Annotated in this window: 19 protein-coding genes; 8 read left to right on the top strand and 11 right to left on the bottom strand. The window is 68.8% G+C overall.

Annotation, left to right across the window (positions count from 1 at the left end):
* Positions 1–21: 21 nt before the first annotated feature.
* Positions 22–1,416, top strand: coding sequence for a hypothetical protein (locus W5W_RS0112780; RefSeq protein ID WP_017195673.1), 1,395 nt, complete (start codon positions 22–24; stop codon positions 1,414–1,416).
* A 94-nt stretch (positions 1,417–1,510) separates the two neighbouring features.
* Here W5W_RS0112780 and W5W_RS16765 read toward each other — a convergent pair whose 3' ends face one another.
* The gene (locus W5W_RS16765; RefSeq protein ID WP_238533354.1) at positions 1,511–1,807 is read right to left on the bottom strand and encodes a hypothetical protein; all 297 of its coding nucleotides are present in this window, start codon (positions 1,805–1,807) and stop codon (positions 1,511–1,513) included.
* On the opposite strand from W5W_RS16765, the gene W5W_RS0112775 reads away from it, so the two are divergent.
* From W5W_RS0112775 to W5W_RS0112750, 7 genes are all read left to right on the top strand, one after another.
* Positions 1,806–3,035 (top strand): hypothetical protein, encoded by a 1,230-nt coding sequence (locus tag W5W_RS0112775; RefSeq protein WP_238533353.1) that lies wholly within the window; start codon positions 1,806–1,808, stop codon positions 3,033–3,035. The two genes, W5W_RS16765 and W5W_RS0112775, sit on opposite strands and share 2 nt — an antisense overlap.
* A 156-nt stretch (positions 3,036–3,191) precedes the next feature.
* Positions 3,192–4,562, top strand: coding sequence for a hypothetical protein (locus W5W_RS0112770; protein WP_154650354.1), 1,371 nt, complete (start codon positions 3,192–3,194; stop codon positions 4,560–4,562).
* 311 nt (positions 4,563–4,873) lie between these two features.
* On the top strand, positions 4,874–4,990 hold the full coding sequence (locus W5W_RS16760; RefSeq protein WP_238533352.1) for a type II toxin-antitoxin system HicA family toxin: 117 nt from the start codon (positions 4,874–4,876) through the stop codon (positions 4,988–4,990).
* A gap of 70 nt (positions 4,991–5,060) precedes the next feature.
* Positions 5,061–5,429 carry an antitoxin HicB gene (locus tag W5W_RS0112760; protein ID WP_008732041.1) on the top strand — a complete coding sequence of 123 codons (369 nt, stop codon included), beginning with the start codon at positions 5,061–5,063 and terminating at the stop codon, positions 5,427–5,429.
* 70 nt (positions 5,430–5,499) lie between these two features.
* The gene (locus W5W_RS15045; RefSeq protein ID WP_017195669.1) at positions 5,500–6,396 is read left to right on the top strand and encodes a hypothetical protein; all 897 of its coding nucleotides are present in this window, start codon (positions 5,500–5,502) and stop codon (positions 6,394–6,396) included.
* Positions 6,393–6,914, top strand: coding sequence for a hypothetical protein (locus W5W_RS15040; RefSeq protein ID WP_017195668.1), 522 nt, complete (start codon positions 6,393–6,395; stop codon positions 6,912–6,914). The genes W5W_RS15045 and W5W_RS15040 overlap by 4 nt, the downstream gene beginning before the upstream one ends.
* Before the next feature lie 250 nt (positions 6,915–7,164).
* Positions 7,165–8,820: a hypothetical protein gene (locus W5W_RS0112750; RefSeq protein ID WP_017195667.1), complete on the top strand. Its 1,656-nt coding sequence runs from the start codon at positions 7,165–7,167 to the stop codon at positions 8,818–8,820.
* Between the two features lie 126 nt (positions 8,821–8,946).
* On the opposite strand, the gene W5W_RS0112745 is transcribed toward W5W_RS0112750, so the two are convergent.
* From W5W_RS0112745 to nuoF, 10 genes are read right to left on the bottom strand one after another with little or no spacing between them, the layout of a single operon-like run.
* On the bottom strand, positions 8,947–10,053 hold the full coding sequence (locus W5W_RS0112745; RefSeq protein ID WP_008732044.1) for a polyprenyl synthetase family protein: 1,107 nt from the start codon (positions 10,051–10,053) through the stop codon (positions 8,947–8,949).
* Complete coding sequence (gene nuoN, locus W5W_RS0112740) at positions 10,050–11,648, bottom strand: NADH-quinone oxidoreductase subunit NuoN (protein WP_017195666.1); 1,599 nt, start codon at positions 11,646–11,648, stop codon at positions 10,050–10,052. The genes W5W_RS0112745 and nuoN overlap by 4 nt, the downstream gene beginning before the upstream one ends.
* Complete coding sequence (locus W5W_RS0112735) at positions 11,645–13,261, bottom strand: NADH-quinone oxidoreductase subunit M (protein ID WP_017195665.1); 1,617 nt, start codon at positions 13,259–13,261, stop codon at positions 11,645–11,647. The genes nuoN and W5W_RS0112735 overlap by 4 nt, the downstream gene beginning before the upstream one ends.
* A gap of 14 nt (positions 13,262–13,275) precedes the next feature.
* Positions 13,276–15,300 (bottom strand): NADH-quinone oxidoreductase subunit L, encoded by a 2,025-nt coding sequence (gene nuoL / locus W5W_RS0112730; protein WP_008734080.1) that lies wholly within the window; start codon positions 15,298–15,300, stop codon positions 13,276–13,278.
* A 13-nt stretch (positions 15,301–15,313) separates the two neighbouring features.
* Positions 15,314–15,619, bottom strand: a complete 306-nt coding sequence (gene nuoK / locus W5W_RS0112725; protein WP_008734076.1) for an NADH-quinone oxidoreductase subunit NuoK — start codon at positions 15,617–15,619, stop codon at positions 15,314–15,316.
* Positions 15,616–16,695, bottom strand: coding sequence for an NADH-quinone oxidoreductase subunit J (locus tag W5W_RS0112720; RefSeq protein WP_017195664.1), 1,080 nt, complete (start codon positions 16,693–16,695; stop codon positions 15,616–15,618). Before W5W_RS0112720 ends, nuoK begins: the two co-directional genes overlap by 4 nt.
* Positions 16,695–17,399 (bottom strand): NADH-quinone oxidoreductase subunit NuoI, encoded by a 705-nt coding sequence (nuoI, locus tag W5W_RS0112715; protein ID WP_017195663.1) that lies wholly within the window; start codon positions 17,397–17,399, stop codon positions 16,695–16,697. Before nuoI ends, W5W_RS0112720 begins: the two co-directional genes overlap by 1 nt.
* On the bottom strand, positions 17,392–18,816 hold the full coding sequence (nuoH, locus tag W5W_RS0112710) for an NADH-quinone oxidoreductase subunit NuoH (protein WP_017195662.1): 1,425 nt from the start codon (positions 18,814–18,816) through the stop codon (positions 17,392–17,394). The genes nuoI and nuoH overlap by 8 nt, the downstream gene beginning before the upstream one ends.
* Positions 18,813–21,629, bottom strand: a complete 2,817-nt coding sequence (locus W5W_RS0112705; RefSeq protein ID WP_017195661.1) for an NADH-quinone oxidoreductase subunit G — start codon at positions 21,627–21,629, stop codon at positions 18,813–18,815. The genes nuoH and W5W_RS0112705 overlap by 4 nt, the downstream gene beginning before the upstream one ends.
* A 3-nt stretch (positions 21,630–21,632) precedes the next feature.
* The gene (nuoF, locus tag W5W_RS0112700; RefSeq protein WP_238533372.1) at positions 21,633–22,907 is read right to left on the bottom strand and encodes an NADH-quinone oxidoreductase subunit NuoF; all 1,275 of its coding nucleotides are present in this window, start codon (positions 22,905–22,907) and stop codon (positions 21,633–21,635) included.
* Positions 22,908–22,933: the final 26 nt, after the last annotated feature.

Raw genomic sequence — 22,933 nt, 5'->3', positions numbered from 1 at the left:
CAGTACAGAATAGAGCACCTCATGCGACGTCGCGCCCTCCTCCAGGCTTCAGCCCTTCTCGGGGCAGGGGTCCCATTGCTATCGGCCTGCAAGCCCTTCGGCGGCGAGCAGCCGTCCCCGGATCCGGAGGGGACCGACTCGACATCGACAGCATCGACCGACTCGACCGATGCTCCCCAGGGTCCCGAGACCCCGCAGCCGACGTCGAGCACCGAGGCCCGCACCGCGCCGACGGAGTTCTCGGTCAGCCCGGGCCTACCATCCCTCGACGTCGATATGCTCGCGGACGAGGGCGCCTGGTGGTCGCTGTCCGACCGCTACATCTTCCGCGGCTCCTCGCCGACCTGGTGGTACGGCGACCTGTCCACCGGGACATACCGTGTGCTCCAGGCGGAGGGCTCCTCCCCGTCCTTCTCCGAGATCGCCTCCGCCGCCGACCTCCCCTCCGGCGGCGAGCCCGTCGGCCCCACGCGCCAGCTGGCCTATGACGCCGCGACAGCAGCCCCCGACGGAGTCTTCGCGTACAGCGCGACGACAACCGTGCGATCCGGCTCCGCCCAGGCGGTCTCCTGGGAACTGACGGTGCTGAAGATCGATCTTCAGGCGGGCCGAGTCGTCACGTCCAGGTCCATGACAATGCCCGCAGAGGTCGAGAGCACGATCGGCAATGTGCAGCTCGCGGTCTCCGCAGACTCCAGTCGCGTATCACTGGCCGCCGGCATGGTGTCGGGACCGTGCCGCGTCCTGGTTCTGTCCGCCGAGGACCTGAGCACGCTGCTCGAGGATCCGCAGCCCGCCGTCTACGGCCCGGCCGCCCTCAGCGGCGACTACCTCCTGGCCGGCATGTCCTCCAAGCGGGTGGGCGCCCCGCCCGCGGATCCGCCGTACGACGCGATCTCCCTGAAAGACGGCTCCGTCGCGGGCCAGTACCAGACCGGGGACTGCCACCTTTTCGGGACGACCGTCTACAGCCTCATTCCGCAGTGGCAGCGATGGCAGATCGTCGATCTCAGCACGGGCGCGGAGATCGAGCCCGCCGATCCGATCCCCACGGGCACGGTCGCCTCGCGGCCGAAGGTCTGGGCCACTGGCGGGTACACGGTGGTCCGCTCCGACGACGCCGTGGACATCCGCCCGCTGGGGGACTCCAAGGCCGCGCTGGCATGGACGTCCGCGGACAGGCCCCTGCCGACCGCGGCCGCGGTCTACGACGACGTCCTGTACACGATCATCGACTCCACGCCCGGGGAGGTGTCCTTGACAGACCTGCAGACCGGACAGGAGCTGGGAAAGGCAACGCTGCCGGAGACCTTCCAGGCCGGCGAGGGCACCCTGGAGGTCACCCATGAGGGCATCGGCCGGTTCATCAATCCGGGCAGCTCGGTGTTCTATTCCGCGACCGCCTGGCGCTCTTGATCGAAAGGCCTTGAGCGAATCTGAGGGAACTTGAGGAGACCTGAGGGGACCTGAGCGAGCCCGGACAAATGGGGAGTCGTCCCCATGGCAGGTGCTACTTCCACGGCTTGAGGATGGAATTGTATTTCTTGCAGCCCTGAGCAGACCTTCCGGAGTTCCGAATGCGACGTCGTTCCCTCCTCCTAGCCGCACCCGTCGCTGCATCCGCAGCAGCATCCGCGCTTCTGGGCGGCTGCTCATGGCTCAAGCCCCGCACCGACGCCTCGCCGAGCGCTTCGGACAGCAGCACCGGCAGCAACCTGCCGCCCTCGGAGAAGGCCCTGCCCACGGCCTTCAGCGCGGAGCCCCTGTGGTCCGGCAGCAGCTTCTCCGGAGTGTCCATCAGGGCCATGCGCGGCCAGTACCTGGCGATCGAGTTCACCCGGCCCACCCCGGAGATACATGACCTCGGGCCCACCGGTTACGTCGGGGTGGCCGATGGCACCGCCTGGGTCCTCACCGTCGACCCCGCCACCGGCGAGTTTTCCACCTTCACCACCACGCTGCCCTTCCCCAGGACCGGACCCGCCGAACTCGATTCGGTCGGGGCTCCGGGGACGAATATGGCGGTCGTCGCCTACGAGCTCGACGAGGAGCACGTCTACGCCCTCGCCCTGCGCTACGAGATCTCCCAGGCCACCGACGCGGACTCCCAGGACGACCCGGAGCCGTTGAGGTCGGACGGCAAGCTCGATCTGCTCAAGATACGCCTCTCCGACGGCAGTATCGTCGGAGATCTCGCGTTGTCGGAGCAGGCGCCCGCGACTGACCTCGGCACCGAGAATCAGTTGTTGTGGATGCGCAACGGCTGCCTCTTCGCCTTCAATGCCAATATCGACATGAAGAACTACGTCGCGGCCGCCATCGATCCGAAGACAATGACGATCAGTTTTGACGCACACACCGTATTCGGCGAGGAAAAACCGAACGCCCTGCATCCCTTTGGCGCCGAAAGTATCGCCTCATTTCCGCTCGACCCAGACGTCGATAGGAATATTGCGCACATGTCGGATGGGAGCCCCATCACCATTCCCGACGACCAGATTCTGATCACGATATTCGAGGACTGGGCTTATACGCTCAATAAGTATGATGACACATCGCCCGATGAAGACATCATAAGCGTTCTCAATCTGAATACGGGCGAGAGCGCCGCACTCACCGAGGATCTTCCACAGAATGAGCTCAAGTTCGATCTGAAGGACGCCAAGCTGATCGATGGCCTCATCCTGACAAAAACTTTGGACAATTCCGGACGCGATGTCCGAAGGCTCGGAGATCCCGGAACCGTCCTTTCCGAGAAGACGCTGGCCGATCGTGGAGTCATGGCGATCACTGTCCACGGCGGGTTGATCTGGGGGCAGGTGACAAAGGACTCGACAGACAGCCCCGACAACGCGATAGTGAAAGAACTGATCTGCTGGGAGGCCGATTCGGGAACCGAGGCGGGAGCGGTCCCCTTCGACCCGCAAGACGCCCTGCTGGGCGTCAACGCCTACGGGTGCTACAACGAGTTCCAGTTCTACCCCGCCACCACATGGGCCGAGGATATCGATGAATGGAAAGAGCAGATGGGGTAACGATCCAACCGATCCACCCGATCCACCCGATCGATCCACCCGGTGCGGACCGGCCCGCACCGGCACCGGGCATCCGTCCCCATCGACGGATCGGAACGCGGTAGTCCAGAATCAGGGCTGTTCCCGTTCGCAGCACTGATCCATTTGGAGGCCACCGTGCGCCGCCGCACCTTCCTCACCGTCACCGGCGCCTGCCTCACCACCACCCTCTTGCCCGCGCTGGGGGCCTGCTCGGAAAGCTGGCGGTCGGTGAAGAGGCCTCCCTCCGATGACGCCCTTCCCTCTGCTTTCTCAGAACGTCCCGTCTGGCCCGATCTCGATGCCGCCCGCACTGAGCTCAAGGCCACTAGAGGTCGCTATCTATGCGGCGGCGCCACGGCCGACAAGGCGCAGAAGATCTTCACGGACGGCTGGTGCCCGGTGATCGTCGACGTCTCCACCCTGACCACCCGCGCGGTGCTCCAGGACGACAACGGCGACTGGCGCACTGAGGAGACCGAGCTGATCAGGGACACGAGGAAGGAACTGAATACCGCGCTGACCACGAGCGTGCTCGGCCCCGCCCTCCTCGACGAGAACCACGCCTACCTGGTCGTCGGGACCATCGACCTGTCCTCACCGGACCAGCCGGGCAGTTCGAGCAGTTCGGAGATGGAGCGGTCGACACAGATCGATTCCGTCGTCATGCTCAAGGTCGATCTTGCTGATGGCGCCGTGCCGGCCTCGGCCGTGGTCTGCAGGAATGTTCCGCTCGAGGACACCTGGCCGATGAACCTGTCCTTCTCCTCGGATCGCTCCGCTCTCCTCCTGGCGGGTCAGAAAACGGGCGATCAGGGGGATTACATCGGCCTGAGGCTGAGCGCCGATGATCTGTCCACTCAATTCGACGCGCATTCCATCCTCGACGGGAAAGAATTCACCAAGGTCTTCCCCGGAGGCCAGGCCGTGGTCACCAGGCACGATCCGGCCCCCTCCAGGGAGGAGATCGTGTTCCTGACCGACGGCGCCCACGAACCTCTCGGCGAGAATTACCCGTATCTGGTCAGGGACGGCTGGTACTACTACAAGTACGGGGAGGGAGACGATTCGGAGGCTCTGAGCCGCGCGCGCAATCTGAGCACGGGCGACGTCATCGAGTTGGAGGACGGCTGGGACCTGGCGGATTCCAAGCACACCTGGCCCGACGTCACCGCCGGTCAGCAGACGATCCTCACCGTCGGCTGGGACAGCACTGCGTTGAGCGTGCGCCAACCCGGCGCCCCGGCCCCTGCGCTGAGATGGACGGAATTCGAACGGCCGGCGCCGAAAAGCGCCAGCAGTCTCGACGATGTCATATACACCATCAATGACACCAACGACCCCAAGGCCAAATTCACCTATCGCCTCGACATCATCTCCGCCACCACTGGAGAGAACCTCGTGCAGGAATCTCAGAGCACCAAGATGTCCAGCATCGACGCCGTCACGCCCTGGGGCGCCGTGACCTATGGCCGCTTCCACTCCGCGACCGCTTGGCTCGATTCCTGAGCGCTCCTCTTCGTCGAGATCGGTCCACTTCCGCACCGAAATCGGTCCGGTTCCGGCTCGAAATCAGTCCGGTTCCGGCTCGAAATCGGTCCACTTCCGCACCGAAATCGGTCGGCTGAACCGATCTCAATGCGGACTACGACCGATCTCGACGAAGGGGCAAGGCTCCCCATCGTCAGCCCGGCGCCCCCTCATCACCGCCGCTGTCGTCACTCGGAACGCCGCCCATGGAGCGACCTTCCCCGGTCGTGTCCAGGCACTGTCGCATCTCCGCCTGGACAGCACCGTTTTAGCCACAATAAAATTTCGTGGTGACGAAACCGATGAAGTATCGCGACCTCGCACGTCTACTGCGCGAATCCGGCTTCACGTCGCGCCAGGGCAAGGGTGATCATGAGGTGTGGCGCAACGGCGGCGTTGCGTGGTGATCACCCGGACCCGAGAGGTCTCCCCCAAGGCCGTTCGGGATGCACTGCGAGCAATTGAGAGGAGTCGGGTATGACGACACTGACGGTCACCGCGAATCGTTGGTCGGGTGGCTGGGAGCTCGAGATCGACGACGACCACCACACCCAGGTCCGAACCCTGTCCCACGCCCAGCAGCAGGTCATCGACTACCTCGACACCGTCGATGAGGATACGGACCACTCCAGCTGGCAGATCGACGTCGTACCCGACATCACCAGCCTCGCCGCCGTCAGGACCGCCCACCAGGCCGCTGCCGACGCCAAGACGGCTCAAGCCCGGGCAGTCACCACATCGCGCCAGGCGGCCGCCGCGCTGCGCGCCGAAGGACTGTCTGTTGCCGACGCCGCCGCCATTATGGGCGTCTCCCCCGGTCGCATCTCCCAGCTCCTCCACAGCTGACTTCACCATCGACAGAACCTCAGCCGAGTTCCTCCCATTCGCAGTCCCCTTCCGACCATCGGAGGCCATCATGCGCCGTCGGACCCTCCTGACCGCCGCAGCCGCCGGGGCAGCCATGACCGCCCTGCCCGGACTGGCCGCCTGCTGGCCGGGCCGGTCCACGCGCTCCAGACGACCCGCCCCGACGCCGCCACCCACTCCCGACGCCGCCCCCTCGGCCTTCGCAGAGCGACCGACATGGCCGGACGTCGCGGCCAACATGACTCTCACCGCCGCCCGCGACCACTACCTGTGCGCTGGAACCACGGCGAGCGAGGCGAGCAAGACCTTCACAGGCGGGTGGTGCCCCGTCATCGTCGACGTCTCCACCCTCACCACCCGCGCGGTGCTCCTGGACAAGAACGGCACCTGGACCACGGCGGAGGCTGAGCTGGTGAGCCGCTACGCCATCGGCAAGGACCCGAAGAGCGCCTTGACCACGATCGTGATCGGCCCCGCCCTCCTTGATGAGGAGCACGCCTACCTGGTTGTCGGCACCATCGCCCTGTCCGAACCGGACCCGGAGAGCAACGTGGACCCCCACGATTTCCAGTCGGGAGAAACCTGCTCTGTGAGCGCGCTCAAGGTCCGCCTGTCCGACGGCGCCATCGCGGCCTCCGCGCCCCTCAACGAGCGGTTCTTCGCGAAGAATGTCACTCGCATGAGCCTGTCGTTCTCCACCGATCGCACCGCTCTTCTCCTGGCGGGCAGCAACAGCACGAACGACGACAACGTCGACGCGGACTTCGTCGCCCTGCGGCTGAGCGCCGAGGACCTGTCCGTCCAGTTCGACGCGCACTCGATTCTCGAGGGCAAGCGCACTCGCAGCGTCCTGACCTACGGCCAGGCAATCAGCGCCTCGGGCAGAACGACCATATTCCTGGCCGACGGCGCGCAGAAGGACACCCCTGGCCTGCCGATCATGTGAAGGACGACTGGTTCTACTACGAGGAGCACTCGTACTCCACCGGCTCCCCTGCCTCCCCTGCCTCCCCTGCCTCCCCCGATCGCGGCTATGCGTGGAACCGGGCCACCGACCAGACCGTCGAGCTGGACGAGAACGGAGCCGATGAGGTGCGGCTGGCCAACTGGCCCGCCATCGCCTCGGACCAGCCGGAGATCATCTCCGTTCAAGAGCGCGACAACGACACCGACTTCACTGTTCGTCCTCCCGGTGCTGCCAGCCCCGCCCTGAGGTGGACGCCGGCGGAACGGCCGCTGCCTCAGGGGGCGGGGATCCTCGGCGACATCGTGTACACCACGTACTACCCCGACGAATCCGACGATAGAACCACCCAGCGCCTCGAACTGACCTCGGTGAGCACCGGCGAGACGATTCTCGAAACCGATCAGAAGACGAGCATCCCGGGCATGAGCGTGGTCACCCCCTGGGGTCTGGCCTGCCGCGACGGCTTCTACGCCGCCACCGCCTGGCTCGATTCCTGAGCGGCCGGGCCTCGCCCTCTGCCTTCCGCCCTTCGCCCTTCGCCGAGATCGGTCCGGTTCCGGCTCGAAATCGGTCCGGTTCCGGCTCGAAATCGGTCCACTTCCGCGCCGAGATCGGTCGGTTGAACCGATCTCGATGCGGACTACGACCGATTTCGACGCGGAGTACGACCGATTTCGACGCGGAGTACGACCGATCTCGACGCGGAGTACGACCGATCTCGACGAAAGGGGGCGGGCAGGGCTGCCCATGGTCAGCCCCGCGACGGAGGGCAAGAGTGAGTTCAGCCCCCGCCGTCCCGTCCTGCTTCAGGAGACCGACATGCGCCGCCGCACCTTCCTGACCGCCGCAGTCGCCGGCGCGGCCGTCGCCGCCCTGCCTGCGCTGACCGCCTGCGTACCGAGGAAGCGCCACGAGGCCGAACCACCCACGCCGATCCCGCCGCCCAGCCCCGACGCCATTCCCTCGGCCTTCGCCGACAAACCCACCTGGCCGGGAACCTACCTCATCACCTCCCTCAACGCCGCCCGCGACCGCTACCTGTGCGGCGCCGCCGCGCTGAGCGAGGCGAGCGAGACCTGCACAGGCGGGTGGTGCCCCATCATCGTCGACATCTCCGGACCCACCACCCGCGCCGTACTCCCGGACCCCGCCAGCCCCGACGACCCCGACGGCGCTTGGACCACCAAGGAGGTGGAGCTGAAGGACCCCGATGACCAGGACGACAATGTCCCGAAAACCGCCCGGATCACAATCACGGACGGCCCCGCCCTCCTCGACGCCGAACACGCCTACCTCACCCTCGGCACCAGCACGCCGTCGGCGCCCTCACCAACCTCACCGCCCCAGAGCGCCGGGACGACCGACGACGAGACCTACAGTAACACCTTGCCCGACGAGCGGACCTGCTCGGTTCTCATGCTCAAGGTGCGCCTGTCCGACGGCGCCGTCGTCGCCTCCACCACCCTCAGCGAGCAGTTCTACGCCCAACTCGTCCCCTCCATGCATCTGTCCTTTTCCGCAGACCGCACCTCACTCATCCTTGCGGGCGACAATATGACGCTCCAAGGTCATGCTGATGCCGACTACATCGGGCTGCGACTGAGCGCCGATGACCTGTCCACCCAGTTTGACGCCCATTCCGTCCTCGGCAATCAGTACGGCACCGCGATCACGTCCTACGGCCAGGCGATCAGCATTGGGGATGAGACAGTCCCGACCAGGGAGATCGTGTTCCTGGCCGACGGCGTCCATGAGCCCATCGGCGACAACATACCGATCATGGTCAGGGACGGCTGGTACTACTACATGGACTCCGCCGAGGCCGCGGCCCCCTGTTACGCGCGGAACCTGGAGAACCGGGCCTCCGGCCAGACCGTCGAGCTGGACGCCGGCTGGGAGAAGGACGTCGCCTTGAAGCACTGGCCCGACATTACCTCGGACCAGCAGGAGATCATCACTCTTGGTCAGAACGACGGCGATGAGGACACCGCCGCCGTCCGGCTTCCCGGAGCCCCGTCCCCCGCCATCGCGTTCGCGTGGGCTTCGGACGGCCGGGTGGACCCGGAGGGAATGGGCGTCTTCGGCGGCGTCCTCTACGTCTCCTACCCCGGGCACTCTGCCACCCCCGGCAATGATCGCCTCGAGCTCATAGCGGTGAGCACGGGCGAAACGATCACAAGAACCTATAAGGCGGCCGTCAGGAGCGGACCGTCAGAAATAGATGTGGTCACCCCCTGGGGCCTGGCCACCGATAGCGAATTCTTCCCCGCCACCGAGTGGCTCGACTCCGCCTCCGCTTCGACTTCTCCGGAGCCATCCGCACCGGCAGCGCCTTCCTCACCGTCCACCCCGACGTCGGCTCCGGAGACGACCGCGCAGATTCCGTCTCCTGCCGCCTCCTGAGAGGTCTATCCGCAGCTGGACCGATCTCGGTGCGGAAATGGACCGATCTCGAGCCGGAGTACGACCGATCTCGGTGCGGAAGCGGACCGATCTCGGCGCGGAGTACGACCGATCTCGGCGAAGGGCTCAGGCGGCCCGGTCCACGAGCAGTCGCGCGAATTCCTCCATGCCCGCACGCACGAGCCCCACGCGCCGCGCCGCATCGGCCAGGGCCTCCTCCCGCTCGGCCCCGTCCGCCCCCGCAGCATCCAGGCGCAGGCGCGTCCCGGCCAGGACGGCGTCCTCAAGCCCCTCGAGCACGCCCACGGCCTCCCGGGCCCAGGTCATGGCCATCTCCCGCGTACGGGCGAGCACCGGGTGCAGGCGCAGCCGGGCGACGACGTCGGCCAGCACCGCGTCATCATTCAGATTCCCGGTCGATAGCCGCGAGAGGATCGACTGCCCGGCGGCGTCGAGCTCGCCGGCGGCCAGGGCCTTACGCAGCAGGAGCACCGGCATGGTGTCCACGCCCTCGCGCAGATCCGTACCCGGGGTCTTGCCAGTGGTCTCGGAGTCGCTGGCCAGGTCGATGACGTCGTCGGCCAGCTGGAAGGCGACGCCGATCTTCTCGCCGAATTCCTCCACGATGCGCTCGGTCGAGGCGCCGGCACCGGTCAGCATGGCGCCGTAGCGGGCGGACACGGCGATCAGAGAGCCGGTCTTGTCCGCCAGCACCTGGATGTAGTGATCGACCGGGTCGGTCCCGGCCGGTCGGGGCAGGGTCTCGTGGAGCTGGCCCATGCACAGGCGCTCGAAGGTCTTGGCGTGAGCGAGCACCGCCTGCGGGCCGAGCGCCGCGACGAGCTGGGAGGCGCGCGCCACCAGCACATCCCCGGTCAGGATCGCCGCGGAGTTGCCCCACACCGTCTGGGCGCTGGGGGCGCCGCGGCGCAGAGGCGCCTCGTCCATGACGTCGTCGTGGTAGAGCGTGGCGATGTGCGTCAGCTCTACCGCGACACCGGCATCGCGCACCTGCTCCCCCGTGGCCAGGGCGGTGTCCCCGAGCTGGGCGGTCAGGAGCGTCAGCACCGGCCGCAGCCGCTTCCCCCCGGCCTCGGCCAGGTGGGAGGTGGGCGGGTTGATGGTCTCATCAGCATTGCTGACGACCTCGAGCAGACGCGCCTCGACGGCGTCGAGGGCCGGGATGATCCGCCCCTCGAGCTGCGGGGCGTTCAAAGGCAGCGATCCGATCACGGCAAGAGCATAGCGGCGCGGCCCAGCAGCGTGAGAACGGCCTGCGGCAGCACGCCGAGCACCACCGTGATGAAGACAGCGACGGTGATGGCGGCGCCAGACGGTCCCATCGACCCCACCACCACGACCCGATCCTCCTGGGGGTCGCGGAAGAACATGAGAACGACCAGGCGCATGTAGAAGAAGGCGGTGATGGCCGAGGAGACCACCGCGGCGATCACCAGCCACAGGGCCCCGCCGCCGACTCCGGCGATGAACAGCTCGAACTTGGCGATGAACCCAGCCGTCAGCGGCACGCCCGCGAAGGACAGCAGGAACACCGTCATGGCGCCGGCCAGCCAGGGACTGCGCCGCCCCAGGCCCGCGAAGGACTCCAGGTCGGTGGCCTCGGCGCCCGCCGCACCGGCATGGCTCGCGCGCACCAGCGTGACCACGCCGAAGGCGCCCACGGTGGCCGCGCCGTAGGCGAGCGCGTAGAGCAGCAGGGCGCTGATGGCCAGCCCGTTGAAGGCGATGATGCCGATGAGCATGTAGCCGGCGTGCGCGATCGCCGAGTAGGCGAGCATGCGCTTGACATCGCTCTGGACGACGCCGACGACGGTGCCCACCGCGATGGTCAGGATCGCGACGGTCCACAGGAAGGGCGCCATGTCCCACCCGAAGGAGCCGCCGACCATGTAGTAGAAGCGCACGAGCGCCAGGAAGGCGGTGGCCTTGACCCCGGCGGCCATGAAGCCGGTGACCGGGGTCGGCGCGCCCTGGTAGACGTCCGGGCTCCAGGCGTGGAAGGGCGCGGCGGCGGTCTTGAACAGCAGGCCCACGGTCACCAGGGCCACGCCCGCCAGGCCGAGCCAGTCCATGTCGATCACGTCGGCCCCGCCGCCGGCGGCGAGCCTGGTGGCGATGCTCGTGTAGGACACCGATCCGGACAAGCCGTACAGCAGAGCCGAGCCCAGCAGGAGGAAGGCGGAGGCGAAGGCCCCCAGCACGAAGTACTTCAGCGCCGACTCCTGGCTCAGCAGGCGGCGGTGGCGGGCGGTGGCGGCCATGATGTACAGCGGCAGCGAGATCAGCTCGAGCACGACGAACAGGGCGATGAAGTCGTTGACCATCGGGAAGAGCATCATGCCGGCCAGTGAGAACATCGTCAGCGGGAAGACCTCGGTGGTGGTCCAGCCGTGATGGAGGGACTCGCTCTCCTCCGCGCTGCCGGGCCGGTCGGCGGCCTGCGCCGCGAAGGCGCCGTCGCCGGCGGTGGTGCGGTCGGCCATGATCAGCACGGACAGCAGGCCGATGACGAGCATGATCCCCTGCGCGGCCACCCCGAAGGGGTCCTCGCTGATCCCGGGGGTCAGCACGCTCCCGGACGGCACGACCTGGCCCGTGCTCGCATCCTGCGGGAGGACCTGCGCCCAGCGCATGACGAAGGCCGCGCCGGCGCCGAGAACGGCCAGCGCGGACAGGACCGCCTGGGTGTACAGGCGCCCCGCGCGCGGCACGAGGGCCTCGACGAGGACGCCGAGCACGCCGGCCCCCAGAATGATGAGGACCGGGGCGAGTCCGGCCCACTCGATAGTCGGGACGGTGAAGCTCACTTGCTGATCCCTTCCGTGATGCTGAGGGCGAGGGACGCGGGCCGATCCGCAGGGGCCGCCGGCCCCACCGCCGGCTCCACCGCAGCGTCCGGGCGACCGGCACCGGCACCGGCGCTCATGGTGGCCGCCACCTGCCCGGCGACGCCGTCGAGAGCATCGGTGAGCACGCCCGGAGCCAGCCCCAGTGCGAGCATCGCGGCGATGACGGGGACCAGCACGAGCCTCTCGCGCGCATCCAGGTCCGCGCTGCCGACGCGCTCGGGGGCCGGGGCCCCGGTGAAGACCCGCTGGTAGGGCAGGAGCATGTAGACCGCGGCGATGACCACGCCGGCGACGGCGACGATCCCCAGGGGGACGGAGCGCGAGAAGGTCCCGGTGAGCACCATCCACTCCGGGACGAAGCCGCTCAGGCCCGGCAGCGCGATGGAGGCCAGGCCGGAGACCAGGAAGGTGCCGGCCACCAGGGGCATGACCCGGGCGATGCCGCCGAGCTCGCTGATGGCGACCGTGCCGGTGCGCCGGGCCAGGAAGCCGGTGACCAGGTAGAGGCCGGCGATCGACAGCCCGTGGGCGACCATGTAGACCATCGCCCCGGTCGCGGCGACCGGGCTGCCGATGAAGATCCCCAGCACCATGAAGCCGAAGTGGCTGATCGAGGTGTAGGAGATGAGACGGTAGAGGTTGTCCTGGCCGATGGCGGCCAGGCCCCCGTAGATGATGCCGATGACGGCCAGCACCAGCATGGTCGGGGCGGCCCAGGTGGCCGCCTCGGGGAAGAGCGGCAGGACCAGGGCGATCATGCCGTAGGTGCCGATCTTGTCCAGAACGCCGATCAGGAGGACCGAGGTGCCCGGACTGGCCTGCTCGGCCGTGTCGGGCAGCCAGGTGTGCAGCGGCACCAGCGGCGCCTTGATGGCGAAGGCGACCATGAAGGAGACGAAGATCCAGCGCGCCACCGTCGGCGGGGCGGTCATGGCCCCGGCCAGGGAGTCGATGAGGTAGTTGGTCGGGGTATGCGGGCCGTAGAAGAACAGGGCGACCACGCCGATGAGCATGACGAGCCCGCCCGCCAGCGAGTAGAGGAGGAACTTCAGGGCGGCGCGCCGGCGTCCCGGCCCCCCGAAGCGGCCGATGAGGAAGTACACCGGCACGAGCATGGCCTCGAAGCAGACGTAGAACAGGAACACATCGCGCGCGCTGAAGATGACGACGATGAATGCCTCCAGGGCCAGCACCAGGGCAGTGAAGAGGCCCTGCCGGTCCGCGGGGACCTCGCCCCAGCTGGCCAGCAGGACCACGGGCACCAGGAAGGCCGCCAGCAGCAGCATGGCCAGGCCGAGCGCATTGACGCCCAGGGCCCAGGAGATGCCCAGGACCGGAATCCAGGGGTGGACCTCGGCGAGCTGGATGTCGGCGCCCCGGCCCGGGTCGAACAGGGCCAGCGCCCAGATGCCGACGCCGAGTGCGCCCAGGGAGAAGACCAGGCCGACCTGGCGGGCCAGGCCGCGCAGAGGGGGCACGAGCCACAGGAGGAGCGCCCCGGCGAGCGGGACGAGCACCATGATGGTCAGCACGGGGACCGGCCCGGCGATGGATGCGGTGATGGGCTGCATGTGGTCGTGTCCTCTCAGAACCTGCTGGCCAGGACGGCGATGAGGGCGAGCACCGTTCCGGCCAGCATGTAGCCGGCGTAGGAGCGCACGTAGCCGGACTCGGTGCGCCGCACGAGCTGCCCGGCGCCGGCGGCCCCCTTGGCGAGCCCCTCGACGGCGCCGTCCACGACGTAGCGATCCGATGCGGCGGCGGCGATGACCAGGCCCTGCCCCGGGCGCATGGCCAGGCCCTCGTTGATGACGTCCTGGTACATGTCGTTGCGCGCGGCGCGCACCAGGGCGCTGCCTGTCTGGACGACGGTGGGCACGGGTCGGCGGGCGTACATGAACCAGGCGACGACGACGCCGATGAGGACGAGGGCGAGCGTGGCGCCCATGATGACCGTGGCCGGCAGCACGGGTTCGCCGTGCTCGGCGTGGCCGGTAACGGGCTCCAGCCAGGTGACGAAGACATCGTTCATGGACAGCAGGCCGCCCAGGCCCAGCGAGAAGACCGACAGGATGATCAGCGGCAGGGTCATGAGCCAGCTCGACTCGTGGGGGTGGACTGCTCCCTCGATGTCCTTCTCGGTGGTCCACCGGGCGCGCCCGTGGAAGATCATGAAGAACAGGCGGGACATGTAGAAGGCGGTCAGGCCCGCCCCCAGCAACGCGATGGTGCCCAGGATCCAGGGCCGGGCGCCCTCGCCGACGAAGGCGGCCTCGATGATCCTGTCCTTGGACCAGAAGCCGGAGAAGGGCGGGATTCCGAGGATGGCGAGCCAGCCGATGGCCATGGTGATCCAGGTGATCCGCATGACCTTGGCCAGGGCCCCGAAGCGGCGCATGTCGACCTGATCGCTCATGGCGTGCATGACGGACCCGGCGCCCAGGAAGAGCTGGGCCTTGAAGAAGCCGTGGGTCAGCAGGTGGAAGATGGCGAAGGCGTAGCCGATGGGTCCCAGGCCCGCGCCGAGCATCATGTAGCCGATCTGGCTCATGGTCGAGGCCGCCAGGACCTTCTTCATGTCGTCCTTGGCCGATCCGATGACCGCCCCGAGCACCAGGGTGATGGCGCCGATGACGGCGACGGCAAGCTGAGCGCCGGGGGCGCTTTCGAAGATCGCGCCCGAGCGGACCATGAGGTAGACGCCGGCGGTGACCATGGTGGCGGCGTGGATGAGGGCGGACACCGGGGTGGGGCCGGCCATGGCGTCGCCCAGCCACGCCTGGAGCGGGAACTGGGCGGACTTGCCGCAGGCGGCCAGTAGCAGGAAGAAGCCGATGGCCGTCAGCCAGCCCGTCGACAGCGCACCGTACTGGGCGGCCGGCAGCACGGACAGGAACGAGACCGAGCCGACCTGGGAGACCATCGCCATCATGGCCAGCAGGAGGCCGACGTCGCCGATGCGGTTCATGATGAACGCCTTCTTGGCGGCCGTCGCGTTCTGCCGGCTGGTGAACCGCTCGGCCTGGGGGGCGTCGGCGTCGGCGGTGTTCCAGAAGCCGATGAGCAGGTAGGAAGCCAGGCCCACGCCCTCCCAGCCGACGAACAGGACGATGTAGGAGTCGCCCAGGACGAGCGTCAGCATGGCGGCGATGAACAGGTTCAGATAGGCGAAGAAGCGGCGGCGGTTCCGGTCGTGGGCCATGTAGGCCACCGAGTAGACGTGGATGAGGAAGCCGACGAAGGTCACCAGCGCCACGAAGGTCAGTGACAGCGGGTCGATGCGCAGGCCGATGCGCACATCGAGGTCTCCGGCACCGAACCAGCGCCACAGGCTCACGACCATGGTGCGCTCCTCGGCGGGCAGGCCGAGGACCTGTGCGAGGATCCCCAGGCCCAGGCAGGCGCTGGCCAGCGAGGCGAGCAGGCCCAGCAGGTGGCCCCAGCGGTCACTGACGCGCCCGGCCAGCAGGAGGATGGCGGCGCCGGCCGCGGGCACGGCGATCAGCAGCCAGGCCATGGATGCCAGACCCGTGGCGGGGCCGACCAGGGGCGTCGGAGCGGCGGCGCCATGCCCTATGGCGCCGGCGAGCACGAGAGACGATGCGGTCATGAGCTGCGGCCCCTCAGTTCTTGAGCAGGTTCTCGTCGTCGACCGACGTGGACCTGCGGGTGCGGAAGATGGACACGACGATGCTCAGGCCCACGACCACCTCGGCGGCCGCGACGACCATGACGAAGAAGGCGAAGACCTGGCCGGTGAGGTTGCCGTGAATGCGGGAGAAGGTCACCAGGACCAGATTGACGGCGTTGAGCATGAGTTCGACGCCCATGAGCTCGATGATGGCGTTGCGCCGCAGGAGCACCGTGAGCGCCCCGAGGCTGAACAGCACCCCGGCGAGCACGATGTAGGCGGTGACGGGGACGGTCACTTCTGCTCCTTCTTCCTGTTCTCCTTGCCCTCGGAGTCCTTCCCGCGGCGGCCGTCGGCCTGCGCCGAGTCCGAATCCGCATCCGGATCAGCCGAATCCGGCTCCGCAACGGGCTCGACCAGCGGATCGACGGCGACGGGCTGGACGACGACCGGGGCGGCCGCGCCGGGCATGGAGGCCATGCCGGAGCGCCCCACCGTGGCGCCCTCGCGGGCGGTGATGGTGCCGGCGCGCTGAGCCGCCCCCATCTCCGGGGAGACCTCGGACAGCTCGAGGTCCTGCTCCCGCACGCGCAGCACGCGCGGGACCGACTCCGCCAGGGCAGTGCCCTCGGCGCCGAGCGCCGGTGCGGCGGCGGCATTGGTGGCGGCGTAGACACCGGGCATGGGCTTCTGCCCGGGGTGAAGGCCCCTGTCGGCGAAGGCGCGCATCTTGGCCTCCATCTGGGCGCGCTGAGTCATGCGGGGCCGGATGCGCTGACGATGGGTCAGCGTCAGGGCGCCGACGGCGGCGATGATGAGCAGGATGCCGGTCAGCTCCATGATGACGACGTGATCGCCGAACAGCACGACGGCGAGCTCGGAGGGATCCGAGGGATTCGCGAGGACCTGCCCGTCGTCGTCGGTGGCGATCGGGAAGACGGTGCGCCACACGACGGCCGCCAGCACCACGGCCAGGCCGGCGCCCAGGGCCACGACGATCCATTTTCCGGCGGGCGAGCCGGCGGCGGTCACCGGCTCCTCGCCGCCGACGCCGACCATCATGATGACGAACAGGACGAGCGTCATGACGGCGCCGGTGTAGACGACGATCTGGGTGATGCCCAGGAAGGGCGCCCCACCGGCTATATAGAGGATCGCCAGGCAGATCATGATGCCGATCATGTTGGCGGCGGCCAGCACCGCACGCTTGGCGGTCAGCAGGCCGAGGCCGCAGACCACGGTGATCAGAGAGACCACCGCGAACAGGATCGTCTCCCCGGTCGAGACGGTGCCGGACTCGTTGAGAGTCGCGGGGAGAGTCGCAGGCAGTGCAGGCAGTGCAGTCAGTGCCGGCAGACCAGTCATGACAGTCATCAGTGCACCGCCTCCTTGGCCGGGCTGGGGGCGGGAACCGGATGGGCGGAGGCCAGGGTCTCGTCGTCGGGACGGTGCTCGCGGACCCAGTCGATCTGCGCCTGGGTGACGCCGGTGACCTCACCGCGGTAGTAGTCGCCGTCCTCGGTCCCCTCGACCATGGGGTGGGGGGCCTCCAGCGCCCCTTCGGGCACGGGGGCGAGCAGGTCTTCCTTCTCGTAGATCAGGCCGGTGCGGGTCGGCCCGACCAGCTCGTCGATCTCGTGGGTCATGGTCAGCGCCCGCGTGGGACAGGCCTCGATGCACATGCCGCAGAAGATGCAGCGCAGGTAGTTGATCTGGTAGACGCGCCCGTAGCGCTCACCGGGCGAGTACTGGGCTCCCGGGGCGTTGGAGGCGGCCTCGACGTAGATGGCGTCCGCGGGGCACGCCCAGGCGCACAGCTCGCAGCCGATGCACTTCTCCAGCCCGTCGTCGTAGCGATTGAGCTGGTGGCGTCCGTGGTAGCGCGGCATGAGCACCGGCGGCTCGAAGGGGTAGAGCTCGGTGACCGTGGGCCGGAACATTGAGGAGATGGTCACACCGTAGCCGGCGACCGGGGCGAAGAAGCGCCCAACCGGCCCCGGCAGGTCGCGCAGCCACTGGTCGTGATCCGTGTCCTGCCGCCCCGGAATGCGGGAGCCGTCGGAAGTCTGGTCAGTCATCTGTTCCCTCCTGGACGATGTCGCCGGAGTCGGGGGCGGCAGCCAGCGTCACAGAGCTGACTGAACTGGCAGCATCGAGGCGGGCACGATCCCCGGCCCGCTGGGCCCGGCGCACGCGCGGGGACAGGGGCAGCTGCTGGCCGGGCAGCGGCGGGACCGGGTAGCCGCCCGCGAAGGCATCGAGCTCCTCCCCCGGCACCGTCAGGGAATCGGCCCCGGAGGCGGGATCATCGTCGTCGGCCTCGGGCAGGAAGAAGAGCACGAGCATGGCCACCAGGAAGACGACCGCCAGGACGATGAGCAGCCCGGCGGGCGAACCGCTGAAGAAGGCGCGGTACCCCTGAAGGACGGCCACCAGGACGAACCAGGCCAGCGAGACGGGGATGAGGAACTTCCACCCCAGCTTCATGAAGTGGTCGTAGCGGATGCGCACCAGGGTGCCGCGGGTCCAGACCATGAAGAACATGACCGCCCACACCTTGCCGACGAACCACAGCATCGGCCACCATCCGGAGTTGGCGCCCTCCCAGAAGCTCGCCACGATGACGGAGCGCCAGCCGCCCAGGAACAGGGTCACGCACACCGCGGAGACGTTGAACATGTTGATGTACTCGGCCAGGAAGTACCAGGCGAACTTCATCGAGGAGTACTCGACCATGTGGCCGGCGACGAGCTCGCCCTCGGCTTCGGGCAGGTCGAAGGGCAGGCGGTTGACCTCCCCGACCATGGACACGACGTAGATGAGGAAGCTCGGCACCATCGCCAGGCCCCACCACATGCGCTGCTGGGCGCCCACGATGCCGGAGGTCGACATGGTTCCCGAGGCCAGGAAGACCGTGAGGATCGCCAGGCTCATGCTCAGCTCGTAGGAGATGACCTGAGCGGCGCTGCGCACCGCGCCGAAGAGCGGGTAGGTCGAGTGGGTCGACCAGCCGCCCAGGATGATGCCGTAGACGCCGAAGGCGGTGATCGCCAGGATGTAGAGGACCGCCACCGGGAAGTCGGTCAGCTGCAGCGGCGTGGAGTGCCCGAGGATGGAGACCTGCGGCCCGAAGGGGATGACGGCGTAGACCATGAAGGCGCAGAACGCCGCGATGACCGGGGCGAGGATGTAGATGACCCTCTCGGCCCCGCCCAGCCAGAAGTCCTCCTTCATGATGAGCTTGGCCGCATCCGCGATCGCCTGGAAGAAGCCGAAGGGGCCGTTGACATTGGGACCGGGGCGGGTCTGCATGCGCGCCAGCCCGCGGCGCTCCACCCACAGCGCGAGGATCACGCTCACGATCAGGAAGGCGACGACGAAGACCGCCTTGACGATGGTGAGCCACCAGGTCTCTTCGGAGAAGTCCGCGACCACGCCCCCGGTGTCGTCGGGGATCGCCACGGGCAGCACGTGCAGAAGATGTGTGGGAGTCACCGGGCCACCTCCGTGCTGGCCGAGGCGCCGATCAGGTCGCCGGTCGGAGTGCTGGGCAGGGTTTCTGCCGATGTCAGGGACAGCCGGACGCGGGAGCCGTGACCGGCGCCGAGCGTCTGGCGGATCGTGGAGCCGGGCGAGCACTCGGGCAGCCAGACGGTGCCCGGGGCGACCCGACCCGCCACGACCGCGGGCAGCGTGACGACGCCGATCGCGGTGGTCACATCGACGCTCTCCCCGCCGCGCAGACCCAGCCGGTCGGCGAGGTCGGGGGCCAGGCGCGCGACCGGGCGCAGCGCGGTGGCGGCCAGGAACGCCTCGCCGTCCTGGAGCCGGCCGGCGTCGAGCATGGGCTTGTGCGTGGCCAGGACGGCTTCCAAGCCGGTCACTGTCGAGTGGCCCGAGTGGCCGGGGTGATCCGAGTGGTCGGTGGGGGAAGACTCGCCGTCCTCGGAGCCCGCCGGCCGAGCCGTGCCGGCTGCGGGAGGCTCGACGAAGACGACCCCGCCGCGCTCCCCTCCCCACAGGCCGAGGGCCGCGAGCTGGGCGTGCAGGGCCCCGAGATCCTCGACACCGAGGTCCTCGCCCATCTCGGCGGCGAGCATTCCCAGGACCTGCCGATCAGTGCGGGCGTGCGAGACGTGCGCCTGTCCGAAGGGGCGCACGCGCCCCTCCCAGTTGACGAAGGTACCGTTCTTCTCCTCGGCGGGGGCGACCGGCAGCACGACGTCGGCATGCTCGCTCACCTCGGAGCGGCGCACCTCGAGCTGGACGGTGAAGCCGGAGGCGGCCAGCGCCGCCCTGGCCAGGCCCGGGTCCGGGAAGTCGCGCACGTCGATGCCGCCGACCACCAGGCCGCCGAGAGCGCCGTCGGCCAGCGCCTCCAGGATCCGGGTCGCGTCGCGCCCGGGCGCATCGGGTAGAGGGGCGTGGGCGTGAAGCCCGCTCGGGTCGATGCCCCAGGCGTCCTGGACCTGACGACGGGCGCCGTCGTCGGAGACGGGCCGTCCGCCGGGCAGGAGGAAGGGCAGCAGACCCGCCTCGATCCCGCCGCGCTCCCCGGCGCGCCGCGGCACCCAGGCCAGGCGGGCCCCGGTGGCGGTGGCCAGGGTGTCGACGGTGGTGAGCAGGCCCGGGACGGCGGCCGCGCGCTCCCCCACGAGGATGGCGGCGCCCTCGGACTTGAGCGCCTCGACGACGTCGGGGTGGGTCTGGGAGAGCAGGGCGATGGTGCGCGCCTCCTGACCGGGAACGGCCAGGATCGTGGTGGCGCTGAGCTTGCGCGAGCCGTTTGTGCTCGTGGGGGCGATGGTCGCCACACGCACGCCGCCGGCGCGCACCCCCTTGCGCAGGCGCAGGAAGAGGGAGCCGCACTCGTCCTCGGGCTCGAGGGCCACCAGGAGCACCTGCCCGGCCCGCTCCAACGAGGAGTAGGTCACCTCACTCAAGCCCGTGCCCGCGACCCGGGAGGCGAGGAAGAGGTCCTCCTCCTCGCTGTGGTCGCGCACGCGCTGGTCGATGTCGTTGGTGCGCATCACCTGGCGGGCGAAGCGGGACCAGGCCCAGCCGTCCTCCAGGGTGGTGCGGGCGCCGGGCAGCAGGGCGACGCCGCCGCGGTCCCTCGCCTTGGCCAGGCCCTGGGCGGCCACGTCGAGCGCATCGGACCAGGAGGTGGACACCAGCTCGCCGGTCTCCTCATCGCGCACGAGCGGGACCCGTAGGCGGTCGGGCTGGGCGGACCAGGCGAAGCCGAAGCGATCCTTGTCGGTGATCCACTCCTCATTGACCTCGGGGTCGTTGCCGGCCAGGCGGCGCAGCACGACGCCGCGGCGCATGTCCACCCGGATGGCGGATCCTGAGGCGTCGTGCTCGGTGACCGAGTCGGTGGAGACCAGGTCCATGGGGCGGGAGCGGAAGCGGTAGCGGGCGCTGGTCAGCGCCCCGACGGGACAGATCTGGATGATGTTGCCCGAGAAGTACGAGGCGAAGGGGCGGCCCGAGACGTCGAGATCCTCGCGGCCCGCCAGGTCGCCGGGACCGTAGACAGCGCCGTCGACGACGCCGGCCTGGCCACCCGGCCCGGCCAGGCCGGCCTCGGGCGCGAGGTAGGCCTCGCCGCGGATCGTCTCGGTGAGCATCCCCGCGGTGCCCTCCGGGTCGAAGAAGTCCAGAACGGTGGAGTCGTAGCGGCCGATCTGCTCGGAGTACAGGCCCCCGGTGATCTCGCCGCCGACATGCCCGGCGCCGCGCCCCTGCAGGGCGATGAAGGGGTCGCCGGCGATCTGATCGGTGAAGCGCACGCAGCGCTGGCACAGGATGCAGCGGTCGCGGTCGAGCAGGATGTTGCTGGTCAGGCGCAGGGGCTTGGGGAAGGTGCGCTTGACGTCGGTGAAGCGGGTGGCGCTCTGGGCGCCGGAGGCCATGAGCTCCAGGGCCTGGTTCTGCAGGGGGCACTCGCCGCCCTTGTCGCACACCGGGCAGTCCAGCGGGTGGTTGATCAGGAGGAACTCCATGGTCCCGGCCTGCGCCTTGGCCGCGACCTCGCTGGTGGCCTGGGTGTTGATCTCCATGCCGTCCATGGCGGTCATGGCGCAGGAGGGCTGCGGCTTGGGCATGGGGCGGACCACGCCGTCGCGGCCCGGCATGGCCACGTCCACCAGGCACTGGCGGCAGTTGGCCGACGGCGCCAGCAGCGGATGGTCGCAGAAGCGCGGGATGCGCACCCCGATCTTCTCGGCGGCGCGGATGAGGAGCGTGCCCTTCTCGACCTCGACAGGGACTCCGTCGATCGTCATGTGGACCATGTCAGTCATGTCTCACCGTGCACTTTCAACGATTGCAGAGGCCCCGTAGGGGAAGAGCTCGTGGGCGGCGGAGGTGTACCCGGCCTCGAACTCGCCGCGGAACCGCTTGATGCCGGACAGGACCGGGGTGGCGGAGGCATCGCCGAGGGCGCAGAAGGAGCGGCCGGCGATGTTCGAGGCGATGTCCTCGAGCTTCTCGACGTCCCCGGGCAGACCCCGACCGGCCTCCAGGCGCAGCATGATCTGACGCATCCAGTACGTGCCCTCGCGGCAGGGGGTGCACTTCCCGCAGGACTCGTGCTGGTAGAACTCGGTCCATCGGGCCACCACGCGCACCACCGAGACCGTCTCGTCGAAGACCTGGAGCGCGCGCGTGCCCAGCATGGAACCGGCCTCCCCGACCGATTCGTAGTCCAGGGGAACATCGAGCTCGTCGGGTCCGAAGATCGGGGTGGAGGAGCCTCCGGGAACCCAGAACTTGAGCTTGTGGCCGGGCCGAATGCCGCCGGCCAGATCGATCAGCTCGCGCATGGTGATGCCGAAGGGCGCCTCGAATTGGCCGGGGCGGACCACATGGCCGGACACGGAGAAGATGCCGTGCCCCTTGGAGCGCTCGGTGCCCATCGCGGAGTACCACTCGGCTCCGCGGGCGAGGATGCCCGGCAGGGAGGCGATGGTCTCGACGTTGTTGATGACCGTCGGGCGGGCGTACAGGCCCTGGACCGCCGGGAAGGGGGGCTTGAGACGCGGATGGCCGCGGCGGCCCTCCAGGGAGTCGAGCAGCGCAGTCTCCTCGCCGCAGATGTAGGCGCCGGCCCCGGCGTGCGCCGTGATGGTCAGCGGCTGGTCGCCGTCCAGGCCGAAGCCGGTGTCCAGCATGCCCGACCGACCGGCCTCGGCGACGGCGCGCAGCAGGCGGCGGTAGACATGGGCGACCTCGCCGCGCAGGTAGATGAAGGCGTGATCGCAGCCGATGGCGCGCGAGCAGATCGCCACGCCCTCGATGAGGGCCTGCGGGTTGGCCAGGATGGTGGGGATGTCCTTGCAGGTGCCCGGCTCGGACTCGTCGGCGTTGACGACGAGGTAGCGCGCTCCGCCGTCGGGGGCGGGCAGGAAGGACCACTTCAGGCCCGTGGGGAAGCCGGCGCCGCCGCGGCCGCGCAGGTTGGAGGCTTTGACCAGGCCGACCAGCTCGTCCTGGCTCATGGTCTTGGCCCGGCGCAGGCCCCGGTAGCCGCCGTTGTCGCAGTAGGCCCTCAGGGTCCAGGAGCGGTCCTTGTCCCACATGTCGGTGATGGCCGGCGTGAGGGTTC

The sequence above is a fragment of the Actinomyces massiliensis 4401292 genome, from assembly GCF_000269805.1.
Lineage (GTDB): Bacteria > Actinomycetota > Actinomycetes > Actinomycetales > Actinomycetaceae > Actinomyces > Actinomyces massiliensis.
The sequence above is the reverse complement of the archived record's forward strand: the minus strand, read 5'-3'. Positions and strand labels throughout refer to the sequence as shown.

Bases quoted from the DNA above. Each gene is read 5' to 3' on its own strand.
- W5W_RS0112780 (WP_017195673.1), top strand. From the start codon at position 22: ATGCGACGTCGCGCCCTCCTCCAGGCTTCAGCCCTTCTCGGGGCAGGG.
- W5W_RS0112775 (WP_238533353.1), top strand. From the start codon at position 1,806: ATGCGCGGCCAGTACCTGGCGATCGAGTTCACCCGGCCCACCCCGGAG.
- W5W_RS16765 (WP_238533354.1), bottom strand. From the start codon at position 1,807: ATGGCCCTGATGGACACTCCGGAGAAGCTGCTGCCGGACCACAGGGGC.
- W5W_RS0112760 (WP_008732041.1), top strand. From the start codon at position 5,061: ATGACGACACTGACGGTCACCGCGAATCGTTGGTCGGGTGGCTGGGAG.
- W5W_RS15045 (WP_017195669.1), top strand. From the start codon at position 5,500: ATGCGCCGTCGGACCCTCCTGACCGCCGCAGCCGCCGGGGCAGCCATG.
- W5W_RS0112750 (WP_017195667.1), top strand. From the start codon at position 7,165: ATGGTCAGCCCCGCGACGGAGGGCAAGAGTGAGTTCAGCCCCCGCCGT.
- W5W_RS0112735 (WP_017195665.1), bottom strand. From the start codon at position 13,261: ATGCAGCCCATCACCGCATCCATCGCCGGGCCGGTCCCCGTGCTGACC.
- nuoL (WP_008734080.1), bottom strand. From the start codon at position 15,300: ATGACCGCATCGTCTCTCGTGCTCGCCGGCGCCATAGGGCATGGCGCC.
- W5W_RS0112720 (WP_017195664.1), bottom strand. From the start codon at position 16,695: ATGACTGTCATGACTGGTCTGCCGGCACTGACTGCACTGCCTGCACTG.
- nuoI (WP_017195663.1), bottom strand. From the start codon at position 17,399: ATGACTGACCAGACTTCCGACGGCTCCCGCATTCCGGGGCGGCAGGAC.
- W5W_RS0112705 (WP_017195661.1), bottom strand. From the start codon at position 21,629: ATGACTGACATGGTCCACATGACGATCGACGGAGTCCCTGTCGAGGTC.
- nuoF (WP_238533372.1), bottom strand. From the start codon at position 22,907: ATGTGGGACAAGGACCGCTCCTGGACCCTGAGGGCCTACTGCGACAAC.